This is a genomic window from Ruegeria arenilitoris (genome assembly GCF_013030985.1).
Taxonomy (GTDB): domain Bacteria; phylum Pseudomonadota; class Alphaproteobacteria; order Rhodobacterales; family Rhodobacteraceae; genus Ruegeria; species Ruegeria arenilitoris_B.
The window spans coordinates 78,607-98,770 of the sequence record NZ_WPYP01000009.1; the positions used below are offsets into that span (position 1 = coordinate 78,607).

The following is a 20,164-nucleotide window of genomic DNA, read 5'->3' on the forward strand; positions in this document are numbered from 1 at the left end:
GACCTGACCCGCGCCGGGTTTAGCCTCAGGCGCGGGTCCACAGGGCGTTTTCGCCCAGTTTCCCGACAAATTCCTCATGCGCCGCGCGTTCTGCGTCGGTGATCTTCGATGCCAATGGGGTCGGGCGTGCCGTCGGGCGCCAATCATCCTGCCCTCCGGCACCCGAGGCCGCAGAGGTGGACAGTCCGAAATCCGGCTGTCGCCCCCCGATCAGTTCCAGATAAACTTCGGCCAGAATCTCCGAGTCGAGCAACGCGCCGTGCAGTGTCCGGTTCGAGTTGTCGATATTGAACCGCCGACACAGCGCATCCAGCGAGGCGGGCGAGCCCGGAAACCGTTTGCGCGCAATCGCAAGCGTATCCAGCGCCTGATCCATCGGGATCAGCGGCAGTCCCAACCATCTGAGTTCCGCGTTCAGAAATTTCATATCGAAGGACGCGTTGTGGATCACCAGCTTGGAATCCTGGATGAAATCAAGAAAACCCTGACCCACCCTGGCAAAGACCGGCTTGTCTTTCAGCGTGACCTCGCCCTTTTCCGGCGGGCGCGGGTTTTCCAGCAGGTCGGGACCGATCCCGTGTACGCCGAACGCCTCTTCGGGCATGGAGCGTTCGGGGTTGATATAGACATGATAGGTCTCACCGGTGGCCACATGGTTCCACAGCTCAACCGCACCGATTTCAACGATCCGGTCGCCGCTTTCGGGGTCAAACCCCGTGGTTTCGGTATCGAGTACAATCTCACGCATCTGCCAGCCCCGCCCGTATCTGCCTGACCACATCCTGCACCTGCGCGCGGGCATGGTCCAGCGTATCCGTCACGATCACAAAATCCGACCGCGCGCATTTCTCGTCATTCGGCATCTGCTTGGCGCGGATCTGCTCGAACTGCGCCTCGGTCATGGTGCCGCGCTCCATCACGCGGCGCTTTTGTTCATCGGCCGGGATTGAGACACATACAACCGCATTCATCGCTGCATCACCGCCGGTTTCAAACAGCAACGGGATGTCGAACACCAGAATATCCGCCTGTGTCTGTTCCCGAAAGGCAGCCCGATCCGCAGCGACCAGCGGATGCACGATGGCCTCGATCTGTTTCAACGCAGACGAGTCCTGCGCGATGATCTGTTTCAGCGCCTCTCGGCTGACTGCATCCTCGACAATCGCATCGGGAAAGACGGCCCGCATGGGCTCAACCGCGGCTCCGCCCCTTGAATAGAGTCTATGTACGGCCGCATCCGCATCCCAGAGCGCGCAGCCTTCGGCGACGAACATCTGCGCCGTGGTGCTTTTGCCCATTCCGATCGAGCCCGTCAGGCCAAGCGCGAAACTCATCCCAGAACCGCCGCACGCAAATCATCTGTCACCTCGGGACGAGTGCCGAACCAGCGTTCAAACCCGGGGACCGCCTGATGCAGCAACATACCCAACCCGTCCACGGTGGTACAGCCGGCCTCTTCTGCCACTTGCAGCAGATGGGTTTTCAGCGGTGCGTAGACCAGATCGGTCACAACGGCACCGGGTTGCAGCCCATCCAGCGGCACCCGCAACTCGGGCTGCCCCAACATTCCCAGAGAGGTCGTGTTGACCACCAGCTCCGCGTTTTCAATGACATTTCCCGCTTGCAGCCAATCGACGACGGTAACGCGGTCGCCGAATTCCTCTTGCAACTGGTCTGCGCGGGCGCGGGTACGGTTGGTCAGCAAGATCTGAGGCACGCCCGCGTCCAGCAGGCTCTGTATCACCGCCCGCGCCGCGCCGCCTGCGCCAAATACCACGGCCGGGCCATCCGACGGCGTCCAGTCCGGCGCGCCGCTGCGCAGGTTCTCCAGGAAACCGTAGCCGTCGGTATTGTCCGCATAGATCGTGCCGTCTTCGTGAAACACCAGCGTATTCGCCGCACCGATGACCGAGGCGCGCTCGGATACGTGATCGGCAACGCGCAGCGCGGCCTCTTTATGGGGAACCGTCACATTGGTGCCGACGAACCCGGCCTTGGGCAGGGACCGCAAAACGGTCTCAAAATCTTCGGGGGCTACGTCCATCGGGACGTAATGCCCATCCAGCCCGTATTTCTTGAGCCAGTGACCATGCAGTTGCGGCGATTTGGAATGCGCAATCGGGTGCCCGATCACTCCGGCCAACGGAATACGGTTATGCGTCATTGATCGATCACCCCTTTGACGGCCAGAAAATTGAGCAGCTCCAACAGGGGCATACCCAAGACATTAAAATAGTCGCCGTCAATGGTGGCGAATAGACGAACGCCTTCTTCTTCCAGCTTATAGGCGCCCACCGCGTGGCGAATGCTGTCCCAGTTGCGGTCAATGTAGTCGCGCAGGTAAGCGTCCGAGCTCATCCGCATCCGCAGGCGCACCTGACCGACATGGCGCCAGATCGGTTCACCATCCCGATAGACTACCGCCGCTGACAACAGCATATGCCGCTTGCCCCGCATCATCTTAAGCTGCGCCAGAGCGTCCTCGGGCGTTTCGGGTTTGGACAGCAACTGCCCGTCGAAATCCAGCACCTGATCACAGCCCAGAACCATCGCCCCTGGGGTTTTGTCACTGACCTTGCGGGCCTTCATCTCGGCCAGCGCGTCGGCGATATCGCGGGGCGCGGCACCTTCGGCCAGCAGCGCGTGTTTCATGGCATCCTCGTCCACACGCGCGACCTGAACGGAAAATGGCACGCCTGCGTTTTCCAGCAACTGCGCGCGGATGGATGAGCCTGAGGCCAGGATGAAGGGGACAGACATGTGGAAAACCCTGTGTGCAATTCGTTGAGCGTTCTGGGACGGTTTGTATGGTTTTCAGATTGACACGCAACCCCGGGAATTTCGCGCAAAACTTCCCTGAGTCGCTCGAACCCTGTCCATCCGGGACAAGGATAAGTCGGATAGGTGGGATAAGCGGGAACTCCACAGATACCCCGTGATTTATCCCCAGACATACCCCGGAAAGTGATCGTTAAATATTTGAAAATAATAAGTTATTTTTGTCACTCACAGAATCACTCCCCTGAACCGGAGAACTTTCCACCTGGGGAAAACACATGTGTAAAAAAGTAATCCACGGATTTTGTTCACCCTACAAAACCATCTTCCTTTTTCTTTTCTTATTTTTTTATTAGGGAGAGTTCCGAGCAACGCCCGGAGCCAGAATGACCGATCTTCTTTTCACGATTTACCCGTGGGTGAAGTCTTTACACATCATGGCCGTGATCTCGTGGATGGCAGGCCTGTTCTATCTGCCTAGACTGTTCGTCTATCACGTAGAAAAGGCACAGGCTGTCGATGGGGCGGAAACCATTTTCTTTGAAATGGAAGACAAGCTGCTGCGCGTGATCATGCGCCCTGCAATGTACGTGGCGTGGATCTGCGGACTGATCATGGTCTTCACGCCGGGCATTGTCGGCTGGGACTGGTCCTGGCCCTGGGTCAAAGGTGCGGCAGTGATTGGAATGACCTGGTTCCATCATTGGCTGATGGCGCGGCGCAAGGACTTCGTAGAGGGCCGAAACAAGCTCACTGGGCGGCAGTATCGCATGATGAACGAGGTTCCGACCATTCTGATGGTTGCCATCGTTCTGGCGGTCATTCTGAAGTTCTGAGGGCCTGTTTGACTCCGATGGCTGCCGCGCTTATGTAGGGATCAACACGCCCGTCCGGGCGGCGTATCTTCCGTACTGAATTTCCACTTCGTGCCGCGCTGTCAGCGGTGAAGGTATATATCATGACAACTGAAGCCCTGAATCTGGCCGACCTGAAGGCCAAAAGCCCCAAAGACCTTCTGGCGATGGCCGAAGAGCTGGAGATCGAAAACGCCTCGACCATGCGCAAAGGCGAGATGATGTTCCAGATCCTGCGCGAACGCGCGGATGAGGGCTGGACTGTCGGCGGCGATGGCGTGCTTGAGGTTCTGCAAGACGGATTCGGCTTTCTGCGCTCGCCCGAGGCGAACTATCTGCCGGGTCCGGATGACATCTATGTCTCACCCGACATGATCCGCCAGCATTCGCTGCGCACCGGAGATACGGTCGAAGGTGAGATCAAGGCGCCGGACGATAACGAACGGTATTTCGCGCTGACCAAGGTCACGATGATCAACTTCGAGAACCCTGAGAAGGCGAAACACAAGATCCTGTTCGACAACCTGACGCCGCTGTACCCGGATGAGCGTCTGAAGATGGAAATCGAAGATCCCACCATCAAGGACAAGTCAGCCCGTGTGATTGATCTGGTGGCACCCATCGGTAAAGGTCAGCGTTCGCTGATCGTGGCGCCGCCGCGGACCGGTAAAACGGTGATCCTGCAGAACATCGCGCATTCGATCGAACAGAACCACCCGGAGTGCTATCTGATCGTCCTGCTGATCGACGAACGCCCGGAAGAGGTGACCGACATGCAGCGGTCTGTGAAGGGGGAGGTCGTGTCTTCGACCTTCGACGAACCGGCGACGCGCCACGTGGCTGTGTCTGAGATGGTCATTGAAAAAGCCAAGCGTTTGGTCGAGCATAAACGAGATGTTGTTATTCTTCTCGATTCTATCACAAGACTTGGTAGGGCGTTTAACACCGTGGTACCGTCCTCGGGTAAAGTTCTGACCGGTGGTGTGGACGCAAACGCCCTGCAACGGCCCAAGCGCTTCTTTGGTGCCGCGCGGAACATCGAAGAAGGCGGCTCGCTGACCATCATCGCCACCGCCCTGATTGATACCGGCAGCCGGATGGACGAAGTTATCTTTGAAGAATTCAAAGGCACCGGTAACTCGGAAATCGTTCTGGATCGCAAGATTGCGGACAAGCGCGTGTTCCCGGCGATCGACATCCTCAAGTCCGGTACCCGGAAAGAGGACCTGCTGGTCGACAAGGGAGATCTGGCCAAGACCTTCGTTCTGCGCCGTATCCTCAACCCGATGGGCACCACCGACGCGATCGAGTTCCTGCTGTCCAAGCTGAAGCAGACCAAGACGAACGGTGAGTTCTTCGACTCGATGAACACCTGACACAGGTCTTAATAACCACGCGAGGCCTTCGAATGGATACGATATTCGCCTTGGCCAGCGCACAGGGCAAAGCAGGGGTGGCGGTCATCCGCCTCTCTGGCCCTTTGGCGCATTCCGCTGCAGCGGACCTGACCGGCAGCCCGTTGCCGCCCCGCGGTATGCGGGTTCGGTCCTTGCATGCGGCCGATGGCGCGCGATTGGACGATGGGTTGGTCCTGACCTTCCAGGGGCCGGCCAGTTTTACTGGCGAAGATGTGGCCGAGCTGCAAATTCACGGCAGCACCGCCTCGGTCAACGCCGTGATGCGGTGCCTGTCGGATTCGGACGGGTTGCGGTTGGCAGAACCCGGAGAGTTCACGCGCCGCGCGCTGGAAAATGGCAAGATGGACCTGACACAGGTCGAAGGGCTTGCCGATCTGATTGATGCCGAAACCGAGGCGCAGCGGAAACAGGCGCAGACCATTCTGGCCGGGGAACTGGGCGGATTGGCGGAACGCTGGCGCCGTGATCTGATTCGGGCAGCATCACTGTTGGAAGCTGTCATTGATTTTGCCGACGAAGAAGTACCAACGGACGTCACACCAGAAGTGCAGACATTGGTGACCGGCGTCATGCAAGACCTGCAGCGCGAAGCGGAAGGCGTGAAGATTGCTGAACGCATCCGGACCGGGTTCGAGGTCGCGATTGTTGGTCTGCCAAATGTGGGCAAGTCGACCTTGCTGAACGCATTGGCCGGGCGCGAGGCGGCAATCACCTCAGAATACGCAGGCACAACCCGCGATGTGATCGAGGTTCGGATGGATCTTGGCGGGTTGCCGGTGACGCTGTTGGATACTGCCGGGCTGCGCGAAACTGAAGATCACGTCGAAAACCTTGGGATCGAGCTGGCTCGCAAACGCGCCGATGCGGCCGACCTAAGGGTGTTTTTGACTGAAGACCCATCAGAGCTTGGCGTTCAAATGCTGGACGGCGATATTCAGATGTTGCCGAAATCTGATCTCCGTGAAGTTGGAAACGGCGGGATTTCCGGAAAGACGGGGCAGGGAATCGATCAGTTGATATCCCACATATCGTGTGTCCTAGGCGAACGATCTACCAGTCATGGTATCGCAACCCGTGAACGGCACCGCGTCGCGCTGATTGATGCCCGGTCAGCATTGGCTGCGGCGATGGCGGTTCTGGAATCAGGCCCGGACTTGTATGATATCGCTGCCGAAGAACTGCGCACGGCGATCCGTGCCTTGGAAACATTGGTTGGCAGGATCGGGGTCGAAGACCTTCTGGACGAGATATTCTCCAGTTTCTGCCTGGGTAAGTAGGGAGTGTTTCACGTGAAACATTCGAAGTTCGATGTCGTTGTTGTAGGCGCTGGTCATGCCGGTACCGAAGCTGCTCATGCAGCCGCGCGGATGGGAGCTGAGACGGCATTGGTCACTCTGTCCGCATCCGATATCGGTGTAATGTCCTGCAACCCCGCCATCGGTGGATTGGGTAAAGGCCATTTGGTCCGTGAAATCGATGCGCTGGATGGCGTTATGGGCCGGGTCGCGGATCAGGCCGGTATTCAGTTTCGCTTGCTGAATCGCCGTAAAGGTCCGGCAGTACAAGGCCCAAGAACCCAGGCTGACCGCGCTTTGTACCGGGCTGCCATGCAAAAGGAGACCCAGGCGCAGGATCGTCTGTCGATCGTGGTCGGAGAGGTCGTCGACTTTTTGATGGACGGGCACAAGGTGGTTGGGATCAGGCTGGCAGACGATTCCGAAATCCACGCCGGCGCCGTTATCTTGACTTCAGGCACGTTCTTGCGCGGCATTATCCATATCGGCGATGTTTCCCGGCCAGGGGGGCGGATGGGGGATCGACCCTCAGTTAAGTTGGCAGAACGATTGGACAGTCTTGATCTGCCGATGGGGCGATTAAAAACTGGGACACCGCCACGTCTGGACGGTCGGACAATCGACTGGTCCGATCTTGAACGTCAGGACGGAGACGACGACCCCACGCTATTTTCCTTTCTCTCCACGTCCGTTGTTGCACCGCAGATTTCCTGCGGAATCACGCATACAAACGCGCGCACCCATGAGATCATCAAAAAGAACCTGTCCCGATCCGCTATGTATGGCGGGCATATCGATGGGGTGGGGCCCAGGTATTGTCCTTCGATCGAGGATAAGATTGTGCGATTTGAGGAAAAGGACTCGCATCAAATTTTCCTTGAACCCGAAGGGGTTGATGATCATACGATCTATCCAAACGGTATTTCAACGTCTTTGCCTCAAGATGTGCAGCAAGATTATGTTCGCTCAATCAAAGGGCTTGAGAATGCCGAAATCCTGCAACCTGGTTATGCCATTGAATACGATTATGTCGATCCACGTGTTCTGACATCGTCATTGTCCTTGCCTGAAGCGCCCGGTCTATATCTTGCGGGCCAAATAAACGGCACCACAGGATATGAGGAGGCCGCGGCCCAAGGTCTTGTCGCGGGACTGAATGCCGCTCTGGCTGTGCTTGGGCGAGATTCCGTTCATTTCACCCGGGCCGACAGCTATATCGGTGTGATGATTGACGATCTGACCACACGTGGTGTGGCGGAACCGTACCGGATGTTCACTTCTCGGGCGGAATTTCGACTGTCGTTACGAGCAGACAATGCCGATCAACGGCTGACACCTTTGGGTATAGACCTTGGGTGTGTGGGAGAAGAACGCCAAACCCGGTTTGGCGAGAAGATGGATAAACTCACCTCTGCGAAATCCATGTTGACGGATCGAACATATACGCCGAAAGAGGTGCGTGCTGTTGGAATTAACGTCAATCAGGACGGCAATCGCCGGGATGGTATGGCGCTATTGGCGTTCCCAGACGTCTCGTTTGATGATCTGGTTCCTCTTGTCCCTGAGTTGGAGGAGGTCGAAACAGATATCCGGCTTCAGGTTGAGCGTGACGCGCTTTATGCAAACTATATCGCGCGTCAGCAAAAAGATGTCGAAGCGATGAAACGCGATGAAACCTATGAAATTCCGCGGGACTTTGACTATTCTTCTCTGGAAGGTCTGTCATCCGAGATGAAGCAGAAGCTTTCTCAAGCCCGACCGGTGAACATCGCTCAGGCCGGGCGCGTCGAAGGGGTGACACCAGCCGCACTTACATTGCTGTTGGCCAAATTGAGGCGCGAGCAAAAGGTACGAAAGGCATGAGCCACGAGATCTTTGATGGTTTGAGTGTTTCACGTGAAACATTCGAGCGGCTCGAGACCTATGTTGAACTGGTGCAACGCTGGAATCCCAAGATCAATCTGGTATCCCGCAACAGTTTAAAGGATATCTGGACGCGGCATATTCTGGATTCCGTACAGGTTTACCGCTGTGCAGATGCGTTCAAAACCTGGGTGGATTTGGGCAGCGGGGGCGGGTTCCCCGGTATGGTCTGCGCGATCATGGCCGTAGAAGAAGCGCCAGAAGCCAAATTCACCTTCGTGGAAAGCGATCAGCGCAAATCGGCGTTCCTGCGCAGCGTGGCACGGGAATGCGGTGCCAACTGTACTGTCATTTCAAAGCGAATCGAAACCGTTGAGCCGCTGCAAGCAGACGTCCTTTCTGTGCGGGCGCTTGCGGATCTCGAGGCATTATTGTCATTTTGTGACAGACATTTAGGAAAAACCGGTACTGCTTTGTTGCCGAAAGGTGCTAGCTGGAAAAAAGAGCTGGAAGCCGCACGCGAGGAATGGAATTTCGAGTGCGAGGCGATTACAAGTTTAACTGAACCCCAAGCTGTTATCCTAAGGATCAAAGGAGTATCGCGTGGTTGATCTGTCTCGTCCCTCAGGGCCCCGGATAATTGCGGTTGCCAATCAAAAGGGTGGGGTGGGAAAAACAACGACGGCGATCAATCTGGCCGCGGGTCTGGCCGAAGCCGGGTGCAGGGTACTGGTTGTTGACCTCGATCCGCAAGGAAACGCGTCAACCGGCCTCGGCGTCGAAGACCGAGACTGGACGACTTACGATCTGATCCTTGACGACGCGCCGCTTGAAGCGGTGGTACAAGAGACGGAAATCGAAGGACTGTTTGTAATCCCCGCTACCGTCGATCTAAGCTCGGCTGACATCGAATTGATTTCGAACGAAAAGCGCAGCTATCTTTTGCATGACGCGTTGCGGCAGACGTCAATTGATAAGTTCGAGCTTGATTTTGTGCTCATAGATTGCCCGCCATCGCTGAATCTGCTGACCGTAAACGCCATGGTCGCGGCCCATTCGATTCTGGTTCCGTTGCAAAGTGAGTTTTTTGCGCTGGAAGGGTTGTCCCAACTGATGCTGACAATACGAGAGGTCCGCCAGACCGCGAATCCGGACCTCAGAATCGAAGGTGTTGTGTTGACCATGTATGATAACCGCAACAACTTGTCCCGCCAGGTCGAAAAAGACGCGCGTGACAATCTGGGTGAGATGGTATTTAAAACCAAGATACCCAGAAATGTGCGGGTCAGCGAGGCGCCGTCTTACGCTTTGCCGGTTCTGCAGTATGACTCGGGGTCGTTGGGGGCGATGGCATATCGGCATCTGGCGCGCGAAGTCATTCATAAGAACAAGAAAGCCGCCGCCTGAGCGGCAGTGAGGAGGGCGCAGTGGCCGTCAAGAAATCAAAACCCCGAGGTTTGGGCCGTGGATTGTCGGCCTTGATGGCAGATGTGACACAGGAGGCCGAGGGTCTGGCCCCGTCAGAACCCCGCCGGCCGGATATGAAAGTCCCGATCGAAAAGCTGCGTGCCAACCCGAACCAGCCGCGTCGGACGTTTTCGCCGGACCAGTTGGACGAGCTTGCGGCCTCGGTCAAAGAAAAAGGCATCATTCAACCGTTGATCGTGCGCGAAATTAACGGAAGTGAGTACGAAATCGTCGCTGGTGAGCGCCGCTGGCGCGCCGCCCAAATGGCACAACTGCATGATATTCCGGTCATCGTCCGTGATTTTGACGATACCGAAGTGCTGGAAGTTGCAATTATCGAAAACATTCAGCGTGCAGACCTGAACGCGGTTGAAGAGGCGGCGGGCTACAAGCAACTGATGGATCGGTTTGGGCATACGCAAGAGAAACTTGCCGAAGCCCTGGGCAAAAGCCGCAGTCACATCGCAAACCTGCTGCGTTTGTTATCTCTGCCGCTGGACGTGCAGACGCTGGTGATTGAAGGAAAACTATCTGCAGGTCACGCGCGGGCGCTGATTACCGCAGAAAATCCGTCGGAACTGGCGAAAATTGTCGTGCGGGACGGGCTGTCAGTGCGTGCCACCGAAGCGCTGGTGAAGAAGCAGAACGGTGATCCGGCCAAGGCTGCGCCGCGCTCCAGAAACCTGAATGCGGGCAAGGATGCGGACACGCGGGCGCTTGAGAAGGACCTTTCCGCGATTCTGGCGATGAAGGTTTTGATCAATCACAAACCCGGAACCGAAACCGGACAGGTGGTTCTGACTTATGAAAACCTGGATCAGCTGGACGATCTTTGCGCCAAGCTCAGCCGTTAGGACGGGTCCAGATAAAGATCATCACCGCGCTCAGCACCACGGCCTGAATGATCAGGACGTGTGAGGGCAGGGCCAGCAGAATTGACAATCCAAACACGGCGGCGATCGAAAGGGTGGCCGCCTTTTTTGCGCCCGGACGAATGGCGCCAGAGCTTTGCCAATCCACGATCAGCGGTCCGAATGAGCGGTGTGTGATCAGCCAATTATGCAGGCGCGAGGAAGATCGGGCGAAGAAGAACGCCGCCAAAAGCAGAAACGGCACCGTCGGCAACAGGGGCAGAACAATGCCCACGATCGCAAGCCCGACGCAGATCAATCCCAGAATGGCCCAGATATACTGCATCACCTATCCCAACAATTCCCGGATCACCGCGTTCAATACGGCGCGCCCGTCTTTGGTAGCGATCAGCCGTCCGTTTGTCTGCTCGATCATGCCAAGTTCGGCCAGATCAGACAGTTTTTTCTGCGGCAGAGCTTGGTCCGACAATGCGCTGAACCTATCAATATCTAGCCCTTCGGCAACCCTTAAACCCATCATAAGGTATTCATTTGCCTGATCTTGCGGTGAAAGCGCAGTGCGCTCTTTTTCTCCGGATCCGTTTTCAACCGCGTTCAGCCACGCGTTTGGAGACAGATAGGTTTCTGTTGCCAGCTTTCGACCGTTCAGCGTGATGCGCCCATGCGCCCCGGGACCGATACCGACATAATCGCCATAGCGCCAATAGATCAGGTTGTGCTGTGATTCCGCGCCGGGACAGGCGTGGTTTGAAACCTCATAGGCGGGCAGACCATGCGCCTCGCAGATCTCTTGTGTGGCCAGATACATGTCGGCGGCGCTGTCATCCTCGGGCAGGCCGCGCAGTTTTCCGATGGCATAGCGGTCGCCGAATGCGGTGCCGTCCTCGATGGTCAGCTGGTACAGCGACAGGTGGTCGATAGCCATCGACAGCGCCTCGGTCAGCTCGGCGCGCCAGGCGTCCAGGGTTTGATGCTGACGGGCGTAGATCAGGTCAAAGCTCACCCGGTCAAAACAATTGCGGGCGATGTCAAAGGCGGCGCGGGCCTCGGCCACGGTGTGAATGCGACCCAGACGGCGCAGGTCGTCGTCGTTCAGGGCCTGTACACCCATCGAGACACGGTTCACGCCAGCGTCGCGATAGGCGGCAAAGCGGCCAGCCTCGACCGAGCCGGGATTGGCCTCGAGCGTGATTTCCATATCATTGGCAGGTCGCCAAAGGGCGCGAGCCTCGTCGATGACGGCGGCGACGGTATCGGGCTCCATCAGGGACGGGGTGCCGCCGCCAAAGAAGATCGTGTTCAGGACGCGGTCGGGTGTCTCGGCGGCCGAACGGCGCAATTCGCTTAAGTAAGAGTTAAGCCATTGTTTTTGATCGATATTTCGCGAAACATGGCTGTTGAAATCGCAATAGGGGCATTTGGCCTCGCAAAAAGGCCAATGCACATACAGGCCAAAGCCCCCGTTGCGCCAATCATCCGCCAAAGCAGCCTTTCACGAACATCTCCACCGCGCGGCCGCGATGGCTGATCTTGTTCTTTTCCCAGCGATCCATTTCGGCAAAGGTAATGTCGTAGCCGTCGGGGACAAACATCGGGTCATAGCCAAACCCGCCTTCACCGCGGATCGGCCAGACCAGATGGCCGGGGGCGATGCCTTCGAAGACCTCGTCATGGCCGTCGGGCCAGGCCAGAACCAGGGTGCTGCGGAACTGAGCGGTGCGGGGATGGGCGGCGTTCTTCGCCTCAAGTTCGTTATGGGCGCGGGTCATCGCCATCAGGAAATCGCGGCCGTTGCCGGTTTCGGCCCAATCGGCGGTGTAAACGCCGGGCGCGCCGTCCAACGCGTCGATGGTGATGCCGGAATCGTCCGACAGGGCAGGCAGGCCGGTCGCCTTGGCCGCGGCATGGGCCTTGATCCGGGCGTTGCCGACGAAGGTATCCTCGGTCTCTTCCGGTTCGGGCAGGTTCATCTCTGCCGCGCCAATGACCGTCACGCCAAAGGGTTCGAGGAGATGCGCCATCTCCTCGAGTTTGCCTTTGTTATGCGTGGCCACCAGCAGCTTGTCGCTGTCGAACTTGCGGGTCATGCGGTGGCGGCCTTTTGCGCAGCAGCCAGTTCGGCCACGCCTTTTTCAGCCAGATCCATCAGCTGATCCATCTGGGCGCGGCTAAAGACCGAACCTTCGGCGCTCATCTGCACTTCGATCAGTTTGCCGGAACCGGTCATGATGAAGTTGCCGTCCACGCCGGCTTCGCTGTCCTCGGGGTAGTCCAGATCCAGCACCGGCTGACCCGCATAGATACCACAAGAAACAGCCGCAACAGGGTCTACCAAGGGGTCAGAGATCACATCACCCGCCTTCATCAGCTTGTTCACCGCCAGACGTAGCGCAACCCAGCCGCCGGTGATCGACGCGCAGCGGGTGCCGCCATCAGCCTGGATCACGTCACAATCCACGGTGATCTGACGCTCTCCCAGTGCAACCCGATCCACACCGGCACGCAGGGCGCGGCCGATCAGGCGCTGGATTTCCACGGTGCGGCCGCCTTGCTTGCCGCTGGCGGCCTCACGCCGCATCCGCGTGTTGGTCGCACGGGGCAGCATACCATATTCGGCGGTGACCCAACCCAGACCCGAGCCCTTGATAAAGGGCGGCACGCGATCCTCGATCGTGGCGGTGCACAGCACATGGGTGTCGCCCATTTTGATCAGGCAGGAACCTTCGGCATGTTTGGTGAACCCCGTTTCGATTGAAACGGCGCGCATTTCGCTTAAATCTCGTCCTGAGGGTCGCATGGGAAATCCTTTGTTTGCTGGGTTGGGGATAACGCCCCGTGGCGTTACGATGCAACCCCGATTGACCTTTCATTTGCCTGCGATTTAATGACGACCCAGCAGGGGGCCGCCGATGAGCGAAGCAAGCAAAATTCTGAACGAGATGAATGACCGGTCGCGTGAGGTGTTCCGGCTGATCGTCGAAAGCTATCTGGACAGCGGCGAGCCCGTTGGCAGCCGCACCCTGACCCGCACCCTGTCGGAAAAGGTCAGCGCAGCGACTGTGCGCAACGTAATGCAGGATCTGGAGTTTCTGGGCCTGCTTGACAGTCCTCATGTCAGCGCCGGGCGGATTCCGACGCAGCAAGGGTTGCGCATGTTCGTCGATGGGTTGTTAGAAGTCGGCGATCTGGGCGCGGATGATCGGCAGAAGCTGGATGAGACATTAGGCTCTAACGCAGGCGATGTGGGCGGGATGCTGGACCGTGTGGGGGCGGCATTGTCTCACGTGACACATGGGGCATCGCTGGTTCTGACGCCCAAGCATGAATCCGAGATCAAACATATCGAGTTTGTTTCTCTGGCCCATGACCGCGCTCTGGTGGTCCTGGTGTTTGCCGATGGACATGTTGAGAACCGCTTGTTCACGCCACCACCGGGGCAGACACCCAGTTCGATGCGTGAGGCGGCGAATTTCCTGAACGCATTGATCGAGGGGCGCACGCTGAGCGAAGTGCGCCGTCAGATGCAGACGCAGATCGATGCCCGCAAGCAGGAGATCGACGTGCTGGCGCGCGAGATGGTCGAAAGCGGTATGGCCGCCTGGGACGGGGACGGTGGCGACTCGGCCCGTCTGATCGTGCGCGGGCGGGCGAATCTGCTGAATGAACCGGGTCAGGAAGAGGAACTGGACCGAATCCGAAGCCTGTTTGACGATCTCGAACGCAAGCGTGACATCGCCGAATTCCTCGAATTGACCGAAGAAGGCGAGGGTGTGCGCATTTTTATCGGCTCCGAGAACAAACTTTTCTCACTTTCGGGTTCCTCTTTGGTGGTGTCTCCATATATGAACGCTGATCGAAAGATAATCGGTGCGGTCGGGGTCATCGGGCCCACGCGTCTGAATTATGGACGGATCGTGCCGATCGTGGATTATACGGCGCAACTGGTCGGCAAGCTGATATCCGACCGGAGCTAGAGGGTAAGAGATGGCAGAGCCCAAGAACGAAGATTTTCTGGACGATATCGCAACAGCCGAAGCGGAAGCGCTGGCCGAAGAAATCGCGGAATTCAGCGACGAAGCGCTGGAGCTTGATGAGCTGCGTGCCGAGCGGGACGACTACAAGGACAAGTTCATGCGCGCGCTGGCGGATGCTGAGAATGCGCGCAAACGTGGTGACAAGGCGCGTCGCGATGCCGAAAACTATGGCGGGTCGAAACTGGCCCGCGACATGCTGCCGGTCTACGACAACATGAAACGCGCGCTTGAAGCGGCGACCGATGAGCAGAAAGAAGTTGCCGCCGGTCTGCTGGAAGGTGTTGAACTGACCATGCGCGCGCTGAAGGACGTGTTCCAGAAGCACGGGATTCAGGTAATCACGCCCGAAGTTGGTGACCGGTTTGATCCGAATATTCACGAAGCGATGTTCGAAGCGCCCGTTCCGGGCACCCGTGCCGGTGATATCATCCAGGTCTCGGCCGAAGGCTTCATGCTGCATGATCGCCTGTTGCGCCCGGCGCAGGTTGGCGTGTCGTCAACGCCTGCAAGCTAAGCAGGTTCAAATCCGAACAGTATTGAGGCGGTCAGGTTCTGGCCGCCTCTTTCAGTTTGTAGATCAGGTCCAGCGCCTCGCGCGGGGTCAGTTCATCCGGCAGGATGTCTTCCAACATATCCGTCACCGGTGAGGCTTTGGGCGCTGGAGGTGGCGGCGGCGGAGCGGCCGAGAACAGAGGCAGGTCGTCGATCAGAGCCTTCTGCTTGCCACCTTCGCGTTCGGTTTTCTCCAGCTGGTCCAGAACCACGCGGGCGCGCTCGACCACCGATGCAGGCAGGCCGGCAAGCTGCGCGACCTGTACCCCATAAGACCGGTCGGCGGCGCCTTTGTGAACCTCGTGCAGGAAGATCACCTCGCCTTCCCATTCCTTGACGGCGACGGTGGCGTTGTCGACGCCTTCCAGATTGCCGGCCAGAGCGGTCAATTCGTGGTAGTGGGTGGCGAACAGCGCGCGGCATTTGTTGGCGGCGTGCAGGTGTTCCAGCGTGGCCCAGGCAATCGACAGGCCGTCATAGGTGGCCGTACCCCGCCCGATTTCGTCCAGAATGACCAGCGCGCGGTCATCGGCCTGGTTCAGGATCGCTGCGGTTTCCACCATCTCGACCATGAAGGTCGAACGGCCCCTCGCCAGATCGTCCGAGGCTCCGACACGGCTGAACAGTTGGCTGACGACGCCGACATGGGCCCGTTCGGCAGGGACGTAGCTGCCCATCTGGGCCAGTAGCGCGATCAAGGCGTTCTGGCGCAGGAAGGTCGATTTACCCGCCATGTTGGGGCCAGTCAAAAGCCAGATGGCAGCGCCTTGATCGGCGCTCAGATCACAGTCGTTGGCAATGAAGGCATCGCCGCCTTGTTGGCGCAACGCGTGTTCGACGACCGGGTGGCGGCCACCCTGAACGTCGAATGTGCGCGAGGTGTCGACCTGCGGGCGGCACCAGTTTTCACCGCGCGCCAGATCGGAAAGGGCGGTGGTCAAGTCCAGTTCGGCCAGCCCCCGGGCAGCTTGGTTCAGGCGGGCGGCGAGGGCCAGAATCTCGTCAGAAAGCCTTTGATAGAGCCGCTTTTCGATCTCAAGCGCCAGATTTCCGGCGTTCAGGATGCGGGTTTCGATCTCGGACAGTTCCACAGTGGTGAACCGCACTTGGTTCGCTGTGGTCTGGCGGTGGATATAGGTCTCGGAAAACGGCGGGTTCAGCATCTTCTCGGCATGGGTGGCCGTTGTTTCGATGAAATAGCCCAGCACGTTGTTGTGCTTGATCTTCAACGAGGTGATGCCGGTATGTTCCGCATATTTCTGCTGAAATCCGGCGATGACTGAACGACCCTCGTCCCGCAGGGTGCGGGCTTCGTCAAGTTCGGAGTCGAAACCGGGGGCGATGAAACCACCGTCGCGCGCCAGAAGGGGTGGTTCGGCGACAAGGGCTTCGTCCAGCAGGTTTAGCAGATCGTCAAAGCCAACAAGGTTTTGCAGGGCGGTCGCCAGCAGGACAGGCAGATCCTGACCTTCGCAAATCCCGGCGATCGCTGCGGCTTGGGTCAGCCCGTTGCGGATTGCGGCCAGATCGCGGGGGCCGCCACGGTCCAGCGAAAGGCGGGACAAAGCCCGGTCCAGATCGGGCGTTTTGCGCAGCGCCTCGCGCAGGTCCGAGGCGGTCAGGCTGTCTTCGGCAGTAAAACTCACCGCGTCGAGCCTGGCATGGATCACGTCCAGATTGCGCGAAGGGCTGGACAGGCGTTGCTCCAACAGCCGCGCGCCGCCCGGGGTCACAGTGCGGTCGACCACGGACAACAGCGATCCGGCGCGACCGCCAGACAAAGACCGGGTCAGTTCCAGATTGCGGCGCGTGGCGGCGTCGATCTGCACCACGCGGTCTTCGGATTCCTTCAGCGGCGTTTGCAGCAGCGGCAGTTTGCCTTTTTGCGTGATCTCAAGATAGTCGATCAGCGCACCCATTGCCGACACTTCGGCACGGCCAAAACTCCCGAACGCATCCAGCGCGCCCACGTGAAACAAACCGCAGATGCGTTTCTCGGCCGCCGTGCTGTCGAAGCTGGCCCGCCCAATCGGCGTCAGCGAAATTCCCAGATCGCGCACCGGTTCACCCAGCTTGTCCTGTATCCCATCAGCCAAAATCAACTCGGACGGGGCCAGTCGCGCCAGTTCCGGGCTGAGGCGCACCGAGGTCAAAGGCATCACGTGAAACGCGCCGGTCGAGATATCGGCCCAGGCCAGTGCGGCTTCGTCGCGGACCTCGGCATAAGCGGCCAGGAAGTTGTGGCGGCGCGCCTCCAACAGGGCGTCCTCGGTCAGCGTGCCCGGCGTCACCAGACGCACGACATCGCGCCGAACCACTGATTTAGAGCCTCTTTTCTTCGCCTCAGCCGGGCTTTCCATCTGTTCGCAAACGGCCACGCGAAACCCCTTGCGGATCAGCGTCAGCAGATAGCCCTCGGCGGAATGCACCGGCACGCCGCACATTGGGATATCCTCGCCATTGTGCTTGCCGCGCTTGGTCAGGGCGATGTCCAGCGCCTCGGCGGCGTTCACGGCGTCCTGGAAAAACATCTCGTAGAAATCGCCCATGCGATAAAACAGCAGGGCGTCCGCGTGGGCCTCTTTGACCTCGAGATACTGCGCCATCATCGGCGTGACTGTGGACAAGTGCGGCCCCCTTCTGGCGTATTCCGGGCGCGACCTTACAAACCCGTCCCCTGCGACGAAAGGTGAAAACGTAATGTCGTTGAGGCGCGCCTTAGCCTGCGCTATGACGCAAAAGCCCAACAGATGTAAAGAAACGACATTTCCGATGCCCAAAACGAAGATCACCAAAGAAGAGGCGCTGGCCTTTCACCTAGACCCGACCCCCGGCAAGTGGGAGGTGCAGGCCACCGTTCCCATGACAACGCAACGCGATCTGTCGCTGGCTTACAGCCCCGGCGTAGCTGTTCCATGTGAAGCCATCGCCGAAGCGCCCGAGACTGCTTACGACTATACCAACAAGGGCAATCTGGTGGCCGTGATCTCGAACGGGACGGCAGTTCTGGGCCTTGGCAATCTGGGTGCGCTGGGATCGAAACCGGTGATGGAGGGGAAATCCGTCCTTTTCAAACGGTTCGCGGATGTGAACTCGATCGATATCGAGTTGGACACGGAAGACCCTGATGAGTTCTGCCGTGCGGTAAAGCTGATGGGTCCGACCTTCGGCGGCATCAATCTGGAAGACATCAAGGCGCCCGAGTGTTTCATCATCGAACAGCGTCTGAAGGAAGAGATGGATATCCCCGTCTTCCACGATGACCAGCACGGCACAGCGGTGATCTGTGCGGCGGGTCTGCTGAACGCGCTGCATATCTCGGGCAAGAAGATCGAAGATGTGAAGATCGTCCTGAATGGTGCGGGTGCTGCCGGGATTGCCTGTATCGAGCTGCTCAAATCAATGGGCGCGCGGCATGAGAACTGCATCGTTTGTGACACCAAGGGTGTGATTTACCAGGGTCGGACCGAGGGCATGAACCAGTGGAAATCGGCGCATGCGATTTCCACCGAACTACGCACCCTGGAAGACGCCATGAAGGGTGCGGACGTGTTCCTGGGTGTGTCGGTCAAGGGCGCGGTGACGCAGGATATGGTCGCCAGCATGGCCGACAACCCGGTGATTTTCGCCATGGCCAACCCGGACCCGGAGATCACTCCGGAAGAGGCACATGAGGTTCGCGTCGATGCGATCGTCGCCACTGGCCGCAGCGACTATCCGAACCAGGTGAATAACGTTCTGGGTTTCCCTTATCTTTTCCGTGGTGCGCTGGACATTCACGCCCGCGCCATCAATGACGAGATGAAGATCGCCTGTGCCCATGCGCTTGCCAATCTGGCGCGTGAGGATGTTCCGGATGAGGTCGCGATGGCCTATGGCAAATCGCTGACTTTCGGGCGCGACTACATCATCCCCACGCCGTTCGATCCGCGCCTGATCCACCGCATTCCGCCTGCCGTTGCCAAGGCCGGCATGGATACCGGGGCTGCGCGCCGTCCGATCATCGACATGGAGGCCTATGAGCTGAGCCTCAAGTCTCGCATGGACCCGACCGCCAGCATCCTGCGCGGCCTGAACGCGCGGGCGCGCCAGGCGCAAAGCCGCATGATCTTTGCCGAAGGCGACGATCCCCGCGTGCTGCGTGCGGCGGTGACTTATCAACGCTCGGGCTTTGGCAAGGCGTTGGTTGTGGGCCGTCCAGAAGACGTGAAACAAAAGCTGGAAGAGGCCGGTCTGGGCGATGCCGTGCGTGAGCTGGAGGTGGTGAATGCCGCCAACACCTCGCATCTCGATGCTTATTCGAATTTTCTCTATGAGCGACTGCAGCGTAAGGGGTTTGATCGCAAGGACATTCACCGTCTGGCCGCCCGCGATCGCCATGTGTTCTCGTCCCTGATGCTGGCGCATGGCCATGGTGATGGTCTGGTGACCGGAGCCACGCGCAAATCGGCGCATGTTCTGGACCGGATCAACCATGTTTTTGATGCTGACGCAGCCCATGGCGCCGCGGGTGTAACCGCGCTGTTGCACAAGGGGCGGATCGTGCTGATTGGCGACACGCTAGTACATGAATGGCCCGACGAAAACGATCTGGCCAATATTGCCGAACGCTCGGCCGCCGTGGCCCGGCACATGGGGCTTGAACCGCGCGTGGCCTTCGTCAGCTTCTCGACCTTCGGTTATCCGGTGTCTGAGCGGGCCGAGAAAATGCACCGCGCGCCCGCAGTTCTGGACCAACGCGGCGTCGATTTCGAATACGAAGGCGAAATGACCGTGGACGTGGCCCTGAACGTGGATCAGCAGGCAGGCTATCCGTTCCAGCGCCTGACCGGCCCGGCGAATATCCTGATCGTACCGGCCCGCCACTCGGCATCGATTTCGACCAAGCTGATGCAGGAAATGGGCGGCGCGACTGTCATTGGCCCGATCCTGTCGGGTGTCGACAAACCGATCCAAATCTGTTCGACCGTCTCGACGGCGAATGACATCCTGAACATGGCCATCCTGGCCTCCTGCGATATCGGGTAACAC

19 protein-coding genes are annotated in these 20,164 nt (G+C 58.6%); 10 read left to right on the plus strand and 9 right to left on the minus strand.

Annotated elements, in window-relative coordinates; all coding sequences use genetic code 11:
* Nucleotides 1-25: 25 nt before the first annotated feature.
* Genes dnaQ through GOX88_RS17605 form a run of 4 tightly spaced genes read right to left on the minus strand, consistent with a single transcriptional unit; the run spans nt 26 to nt 2,760 of the window.
* Complete coding sequence (gene dnaQ / locus GOX88_RS17590) at nt 26-748, minus strand: DNA polymerase III subunit epsilon (RefSeq protein ID WP_170404754.1); 723 nt, start codon at nt 746-748, stop codon at nt 26-28.
* The gene (coaE, locus tag GOX88_RS17595; RefSeq protein ID WP_170404757.1) at nt 741-1,334 is read right to left on the minus strand and encodes a dephospho-CoA kinase; all 594 of its coding nucleotides are present in this window, start codon (nt 1,332-1,334) and stop codon (nt 741-743) included. The genes dnaQ and coaE overlap by 8 nt, the downstream gene beginning before the upstream one ends.
* Entirely contained in the window at nt 1,331-2,164 is an 834-nt protein-coding gene (locus GOX88_RS17600) for a shikimate dehydrogenase (RefSeq protein WP_170404760.1), read from the minus strand. Before GOX88_RS17600 ends, coaE begins: the two co-directional genes overlap by 4 nt.
* Complete coding sequence (locus tag GOX88_RS17605; protein ID WP_170404763.1) at nt 2,161-2,760, minus strand: Maf family protein; 600 nt, start codon at nt 2,758-2,760, stop codon at nt 2,161-2,163. Before GOX88_RS17605 ends, GOX88_RS17600 begins: the two co-directional genes overlap by 4 nt.
* A gap of 404 nt (nt 2,761-3,164) precedes the next feature.
* Here GOX88_RS17605 and GOX88_RS17610 point away from each other — a divergent pair, with 404 nt between their 5' ends.
* The 7 genes from GOX88_RS17610 to GOX88_RS17640 all read left to right on the plus strand — a co-directional run bounded on the left by GOX88_RS17610 (nt 3,165) and on the right by GOX88_RS17640 (nt 10,529).
* Nucleotides 3,165-3,614 carry a CopD family protein gene (locus GOX88_RS17610; RefSeq protein ID WP_170404766.1) on the plus strand — a complete coding sequence of 150 codons (450 nt, stop codon included), beginning with the start codon at nt 3,165-3,167 and terminating at the stop codon, nt 3,612-3,614.
* Between the two features lie 122 nt (nt 3,615-3,736).
* Nucleotides 3,737-5,008, plus strand: a complete 1,272-nt coding sequence (gene rho, locus GOX88_RS17615) for a transcription termination factor Rho (protein ID WP_170404769.1) — start codon at nt 3,737-3,739, stop codon at nt 5,006-5,008.
* A 32-nt stretch (nt 5,009-5,040) separates the two neighbouring features.
* On the plus strand, nt 5,041-6,327 hold the full coding sequence (gene mnmE, locus GOX88_RS17620) for a tRNA uridine-5-carboxymethylaminomethyl(34) synthesis GTPase MnmE (RefSeq protein WP_170404772.1): 1,287 nt from the start codon (nt 5,041-5,043) through the stop codon (nt 6,325-6,327).
* 12 nt (nt 6,328-6,339) lie between these two features.
* Complete coding sequence (gene mnmG / locus GOX88_RS17625; RefSeq protein ID WP_170404775.1) at nt 6,340-8,208, plus strand: tRNA uridine-5-carboxymethylaminomethyl(34) synthesis enzyme MnmG; 1,869 nt, start codon at nt 6,340-6,342, stop codon at nt 8,206-8,208.
* Nucleotides 8,205-8,819 carry a 16S rRNA (guanine(527)-N(7))-methyltransferase RsmG gene (gene rsmG, locus GOX88_RS17630; RefSeq protein ID WP_170404778.1) on the plus strand — a complete coding sequence of 205 codons (615 nt, stop codon included), beginning with the start codon at nt 8,205-8,207 and terminating at the stop codon, nt 8,817-8,819. Before mnmG ends, rsmG begins: the two co-directional genes overlap by 4 nt.
* Nucleotides 8,812-9,615: a ParA family protein gene (locus tag GOX88_RS17635; protein WP_170404781.1), complete on the plus strand. Its 804-nt coding sequence runs from the start codon at nt 8,812-8,814 to the stop codon at nt 9,613-9,615. Before rsmG ends, GOX88_RS17635 begins: the two co-directional genes overlap by 8 nt.
* A gap of 20 nt (nt 9,616-9,635) precedes the next feature.
* Nucleotides 9,636-10,529 carry a ParB/RepB/Spo0J family partition protein gene (locus tag GOX88_RS17640; protein ID WP_170404784.1) on the plus strand — a complete coding sequence of 298 codons (894 nt, stop codon included), beginning with the start codon at nt 9,636-9,638 and terminating at the stop codon, nt 10,527-10,529.
* Here the strand turns inward: GOX88_RS17640 and GOX88_RS17645 are convergent.
* From GOX88_RS17645 to rph, 4 genes are read right to left on the minus strand one after another with little or no spacing between them, the layout of a single operon-like run.
* Entirely contained in the window at nt 10,519-10,872 is a 354-nt protein-coding gene (locus tag GOX88_RS17645; RefSeq protein ID WP_170404787.1) for a YbaN family protein, read from the minus strand. The genes GOX88_RS17640 and GOX88_RS17645 overlap by 11 nt on opposite strands.
* Nucleotides 10,873-10,875: 3 nt before the next feature.
* Nucleotides 10,876-12,030 (minus strand): radical SAM family heme chaperone HemW, encoded by a 1,155-nt coding sequence (hemW, locus tag GOX88_RS17650; RefSeq protein WP_170404790.1) that lies wholly within the window; start codon nt 12,028-12,030, stop codon nt 10,876-10,878.
* Nucleotides 12,020-12,634 carry an RdgB/HAM1 family non-canonical purine NTP pyrophosphatase gene (gene rdgB, locus GOX88_RS17655; protein WP_170326128.1) on the minus strand — a complete coding sequence of 205 codons (615 nt, stop codon included), beginning with the start codon at nt 12,632-12,634 and terminating at the stop codon, nt 12,020-12,022. Before rdgB ends, hemW begins: the two co-directional genes overlap by 11 nt.
* Nucleotides 12,631-13,344 carry a ribonuclease PH gene (gene rph, locus GOX88_RS17660; protein ID WP_170326129.1) on the minus strand — a complete coding sequence of 238 codons (714 nt, stop codon included), beginning with the start codon at nt 13,342-13,344 and terminating at the stop codon, nt 12,631-12,633. The genes rdgB and rph overlap by 4 nt, the downstream gene beginning before the upstream one ends.
* Nucleotides 13,345-13,456: 112 nt before the next feature.
* On the opposite strand from rph, the gene hrcA reads away from it, so the two are divergent.
* Both hrcA and GOX88_RS17670 read left to right on the plus strand, forming a co-directional pair.
* The gene (gene hrcA / locus GOX88_RS17665) at nt 13,457-14,521 is read left to right on the plus strand and encodes a heat-inducible transcriptional repressor HrcA (RefSeq protein ID WP_170404792.1); all 1,065 of its coding nucleotides are present in this window, start codon (nt 13,457-13,459) and stop codon (nt 14,519-14,521) included.
* 10 nt (nt 14,522-14,531) lie between these two features.
* Nucleotides 14,532-15,095 (plus strand): nucleotide exchange factor GrpE, encoded by a 564-nt coding sequence (locus GOX88_RS17670; RefSeq protein WP_170326131.1) that lies wholly within the window; start codon nt 14,532-14,534, stop codon nt 15,093-15,095.
* Between the two features lie 31 nt (nt 15,096-15,126).
* Here the strand turns inward: GOX88_RS17670 and mutS are convergent, their stop codons facing one another.
* Nucleotides 15,127-17,742: a DNA mismatch repair protein MutS gene (mutS, locus tag GOX88_RS17675; RefSeq protein ID WP_170405141.1), complete on the minus strand. Its 2,616-nt coding sequence runs from the start codon at nt 17,740-17,742 to the stop codon at nt 15,127-15,129.
* Nucleotides 17,743-17,905: 163 nt separating this feature from the next.
* Between mutS and GOX88_RS17680 the strand changes: the two genes are divergently transcribed.
* Nucleotides 17,906-20,161, plus strand: a complete 2,256-nt coding sequence (locus GOX88_RS17680) for an NADP-dependent malic enzyme (RefSeq protein WP_170404794.1) — start codon at nt 17,906-17,908, stop codon at nt 20,159-20,161.
* Nucleotides 20,162-20,164: the final 3 nt, after the last annotated feature.

Excerpts from the sequence above, each read along its gene's own strand:
- GOX88_RS17680 (WP_170404794.1), top strand. The coding sequence starts at position 17,906 with ATGCCCAAAACGAAGATCACCAAAGAAGAGGCGCTGGCCTTTCACCTA.
- rsmG (WP_170404778.1), top strand. The coding sequence starts at position 8,205 with ATGAGCCACGAGATCTTTGATGGTTTGAGTGTTTCACGTGAAACATTC.
- rho (WP_170404769.1), top strand. The coding sequence starts at position 3,737 with ATGACAACTGAAGCCCTGAATCTGGCCGACCTGAAGGCCAAAAGCCCC.
- coaE (WP_170404757.1), bottom strand. The coding sequence starts at position 1,334 with ATGAGTTTCGCGCTTGGCCTGACGGGCTCGATCGGAATGGGCAAAAGC.
- hrcA (WP_170404792.1), top strand. The coding sequence starts at position 13,457 with ATGAGCGAAGCAAGCAAAATTCTGAACGAGATGAATGACCGGTCGCGT.
- GOX88_RS17645 (WP_170404787.1), bottom strand. The coding sequence starts at position 10,872 with ATGCAGTATATCTGGGCCATTCTGGGATTGATCTGCGTCGGGCTTGCG.
- mnmE (WP_170404772.1), top strand. The coding sequence starts at position 5,041 with ATGGATACGATATTCGCCTTGGCCAGCGCACAGGGCAAAGCAGGGGTG.
- rph (WP_170326129.1), bottom strand. The coding sequence starts at position 13,344 with ATGCGACCCTCAGGACGAGATTTAAGCGAAATGCGCGCCGTTTCAATC.
- GOX88_RS17610 (WP_170404766.1), top strand. The coding sequence starts at position 3,165 with ATGACCGATCTTCTTTTCACGATTTACCCGTGGGTGAAGTCTTTACAC.
- GOX88_RS17670 (WP_170326131.1), top strand. The coding sequence starts at position 14,532 with ATGGCAGAGCCCAAGAACGAAGATTTTCTGGACGATATCGCAACAGCC.
- mutS (WP_170405141.1), bottom strand. The coding sequence starts at position 17,742 with ATGATGGCGCAGTATCTCGAGGTCAAAGAGGCCCACGCGGACGCCCTG.
- rdgB (WP_170326128.1), bottom strand. The coding sequence starts at position 12,634 with ATGACCCGCAAGTTCGACAGCGACAAGCTGCTGGTGGCCACGCATAAC.
- dnaQ (WP_170404754.1), bottom strand. The coding sequence starts at position 748 with ATGCGTGAGATTGTACTCGATACCGAAACCACGGGGTTTGACCCCGAA.
- GOX88_RS17600 (WP_170404760.1), bottom strand. The coding sequence starts at position 2,164 with ATGACGCATAACCGTATTCCGTTGGCCGGAGTGATCGGGCACCCGATT.
- GOX88_RS17605 (WP_170404763.1), bottom strand. The coding sequence starts at position 2,760 with ATGTCTGTCCCCTTCATCCTGGCCTCAGGCTCATCCATCCGCGCGCAG.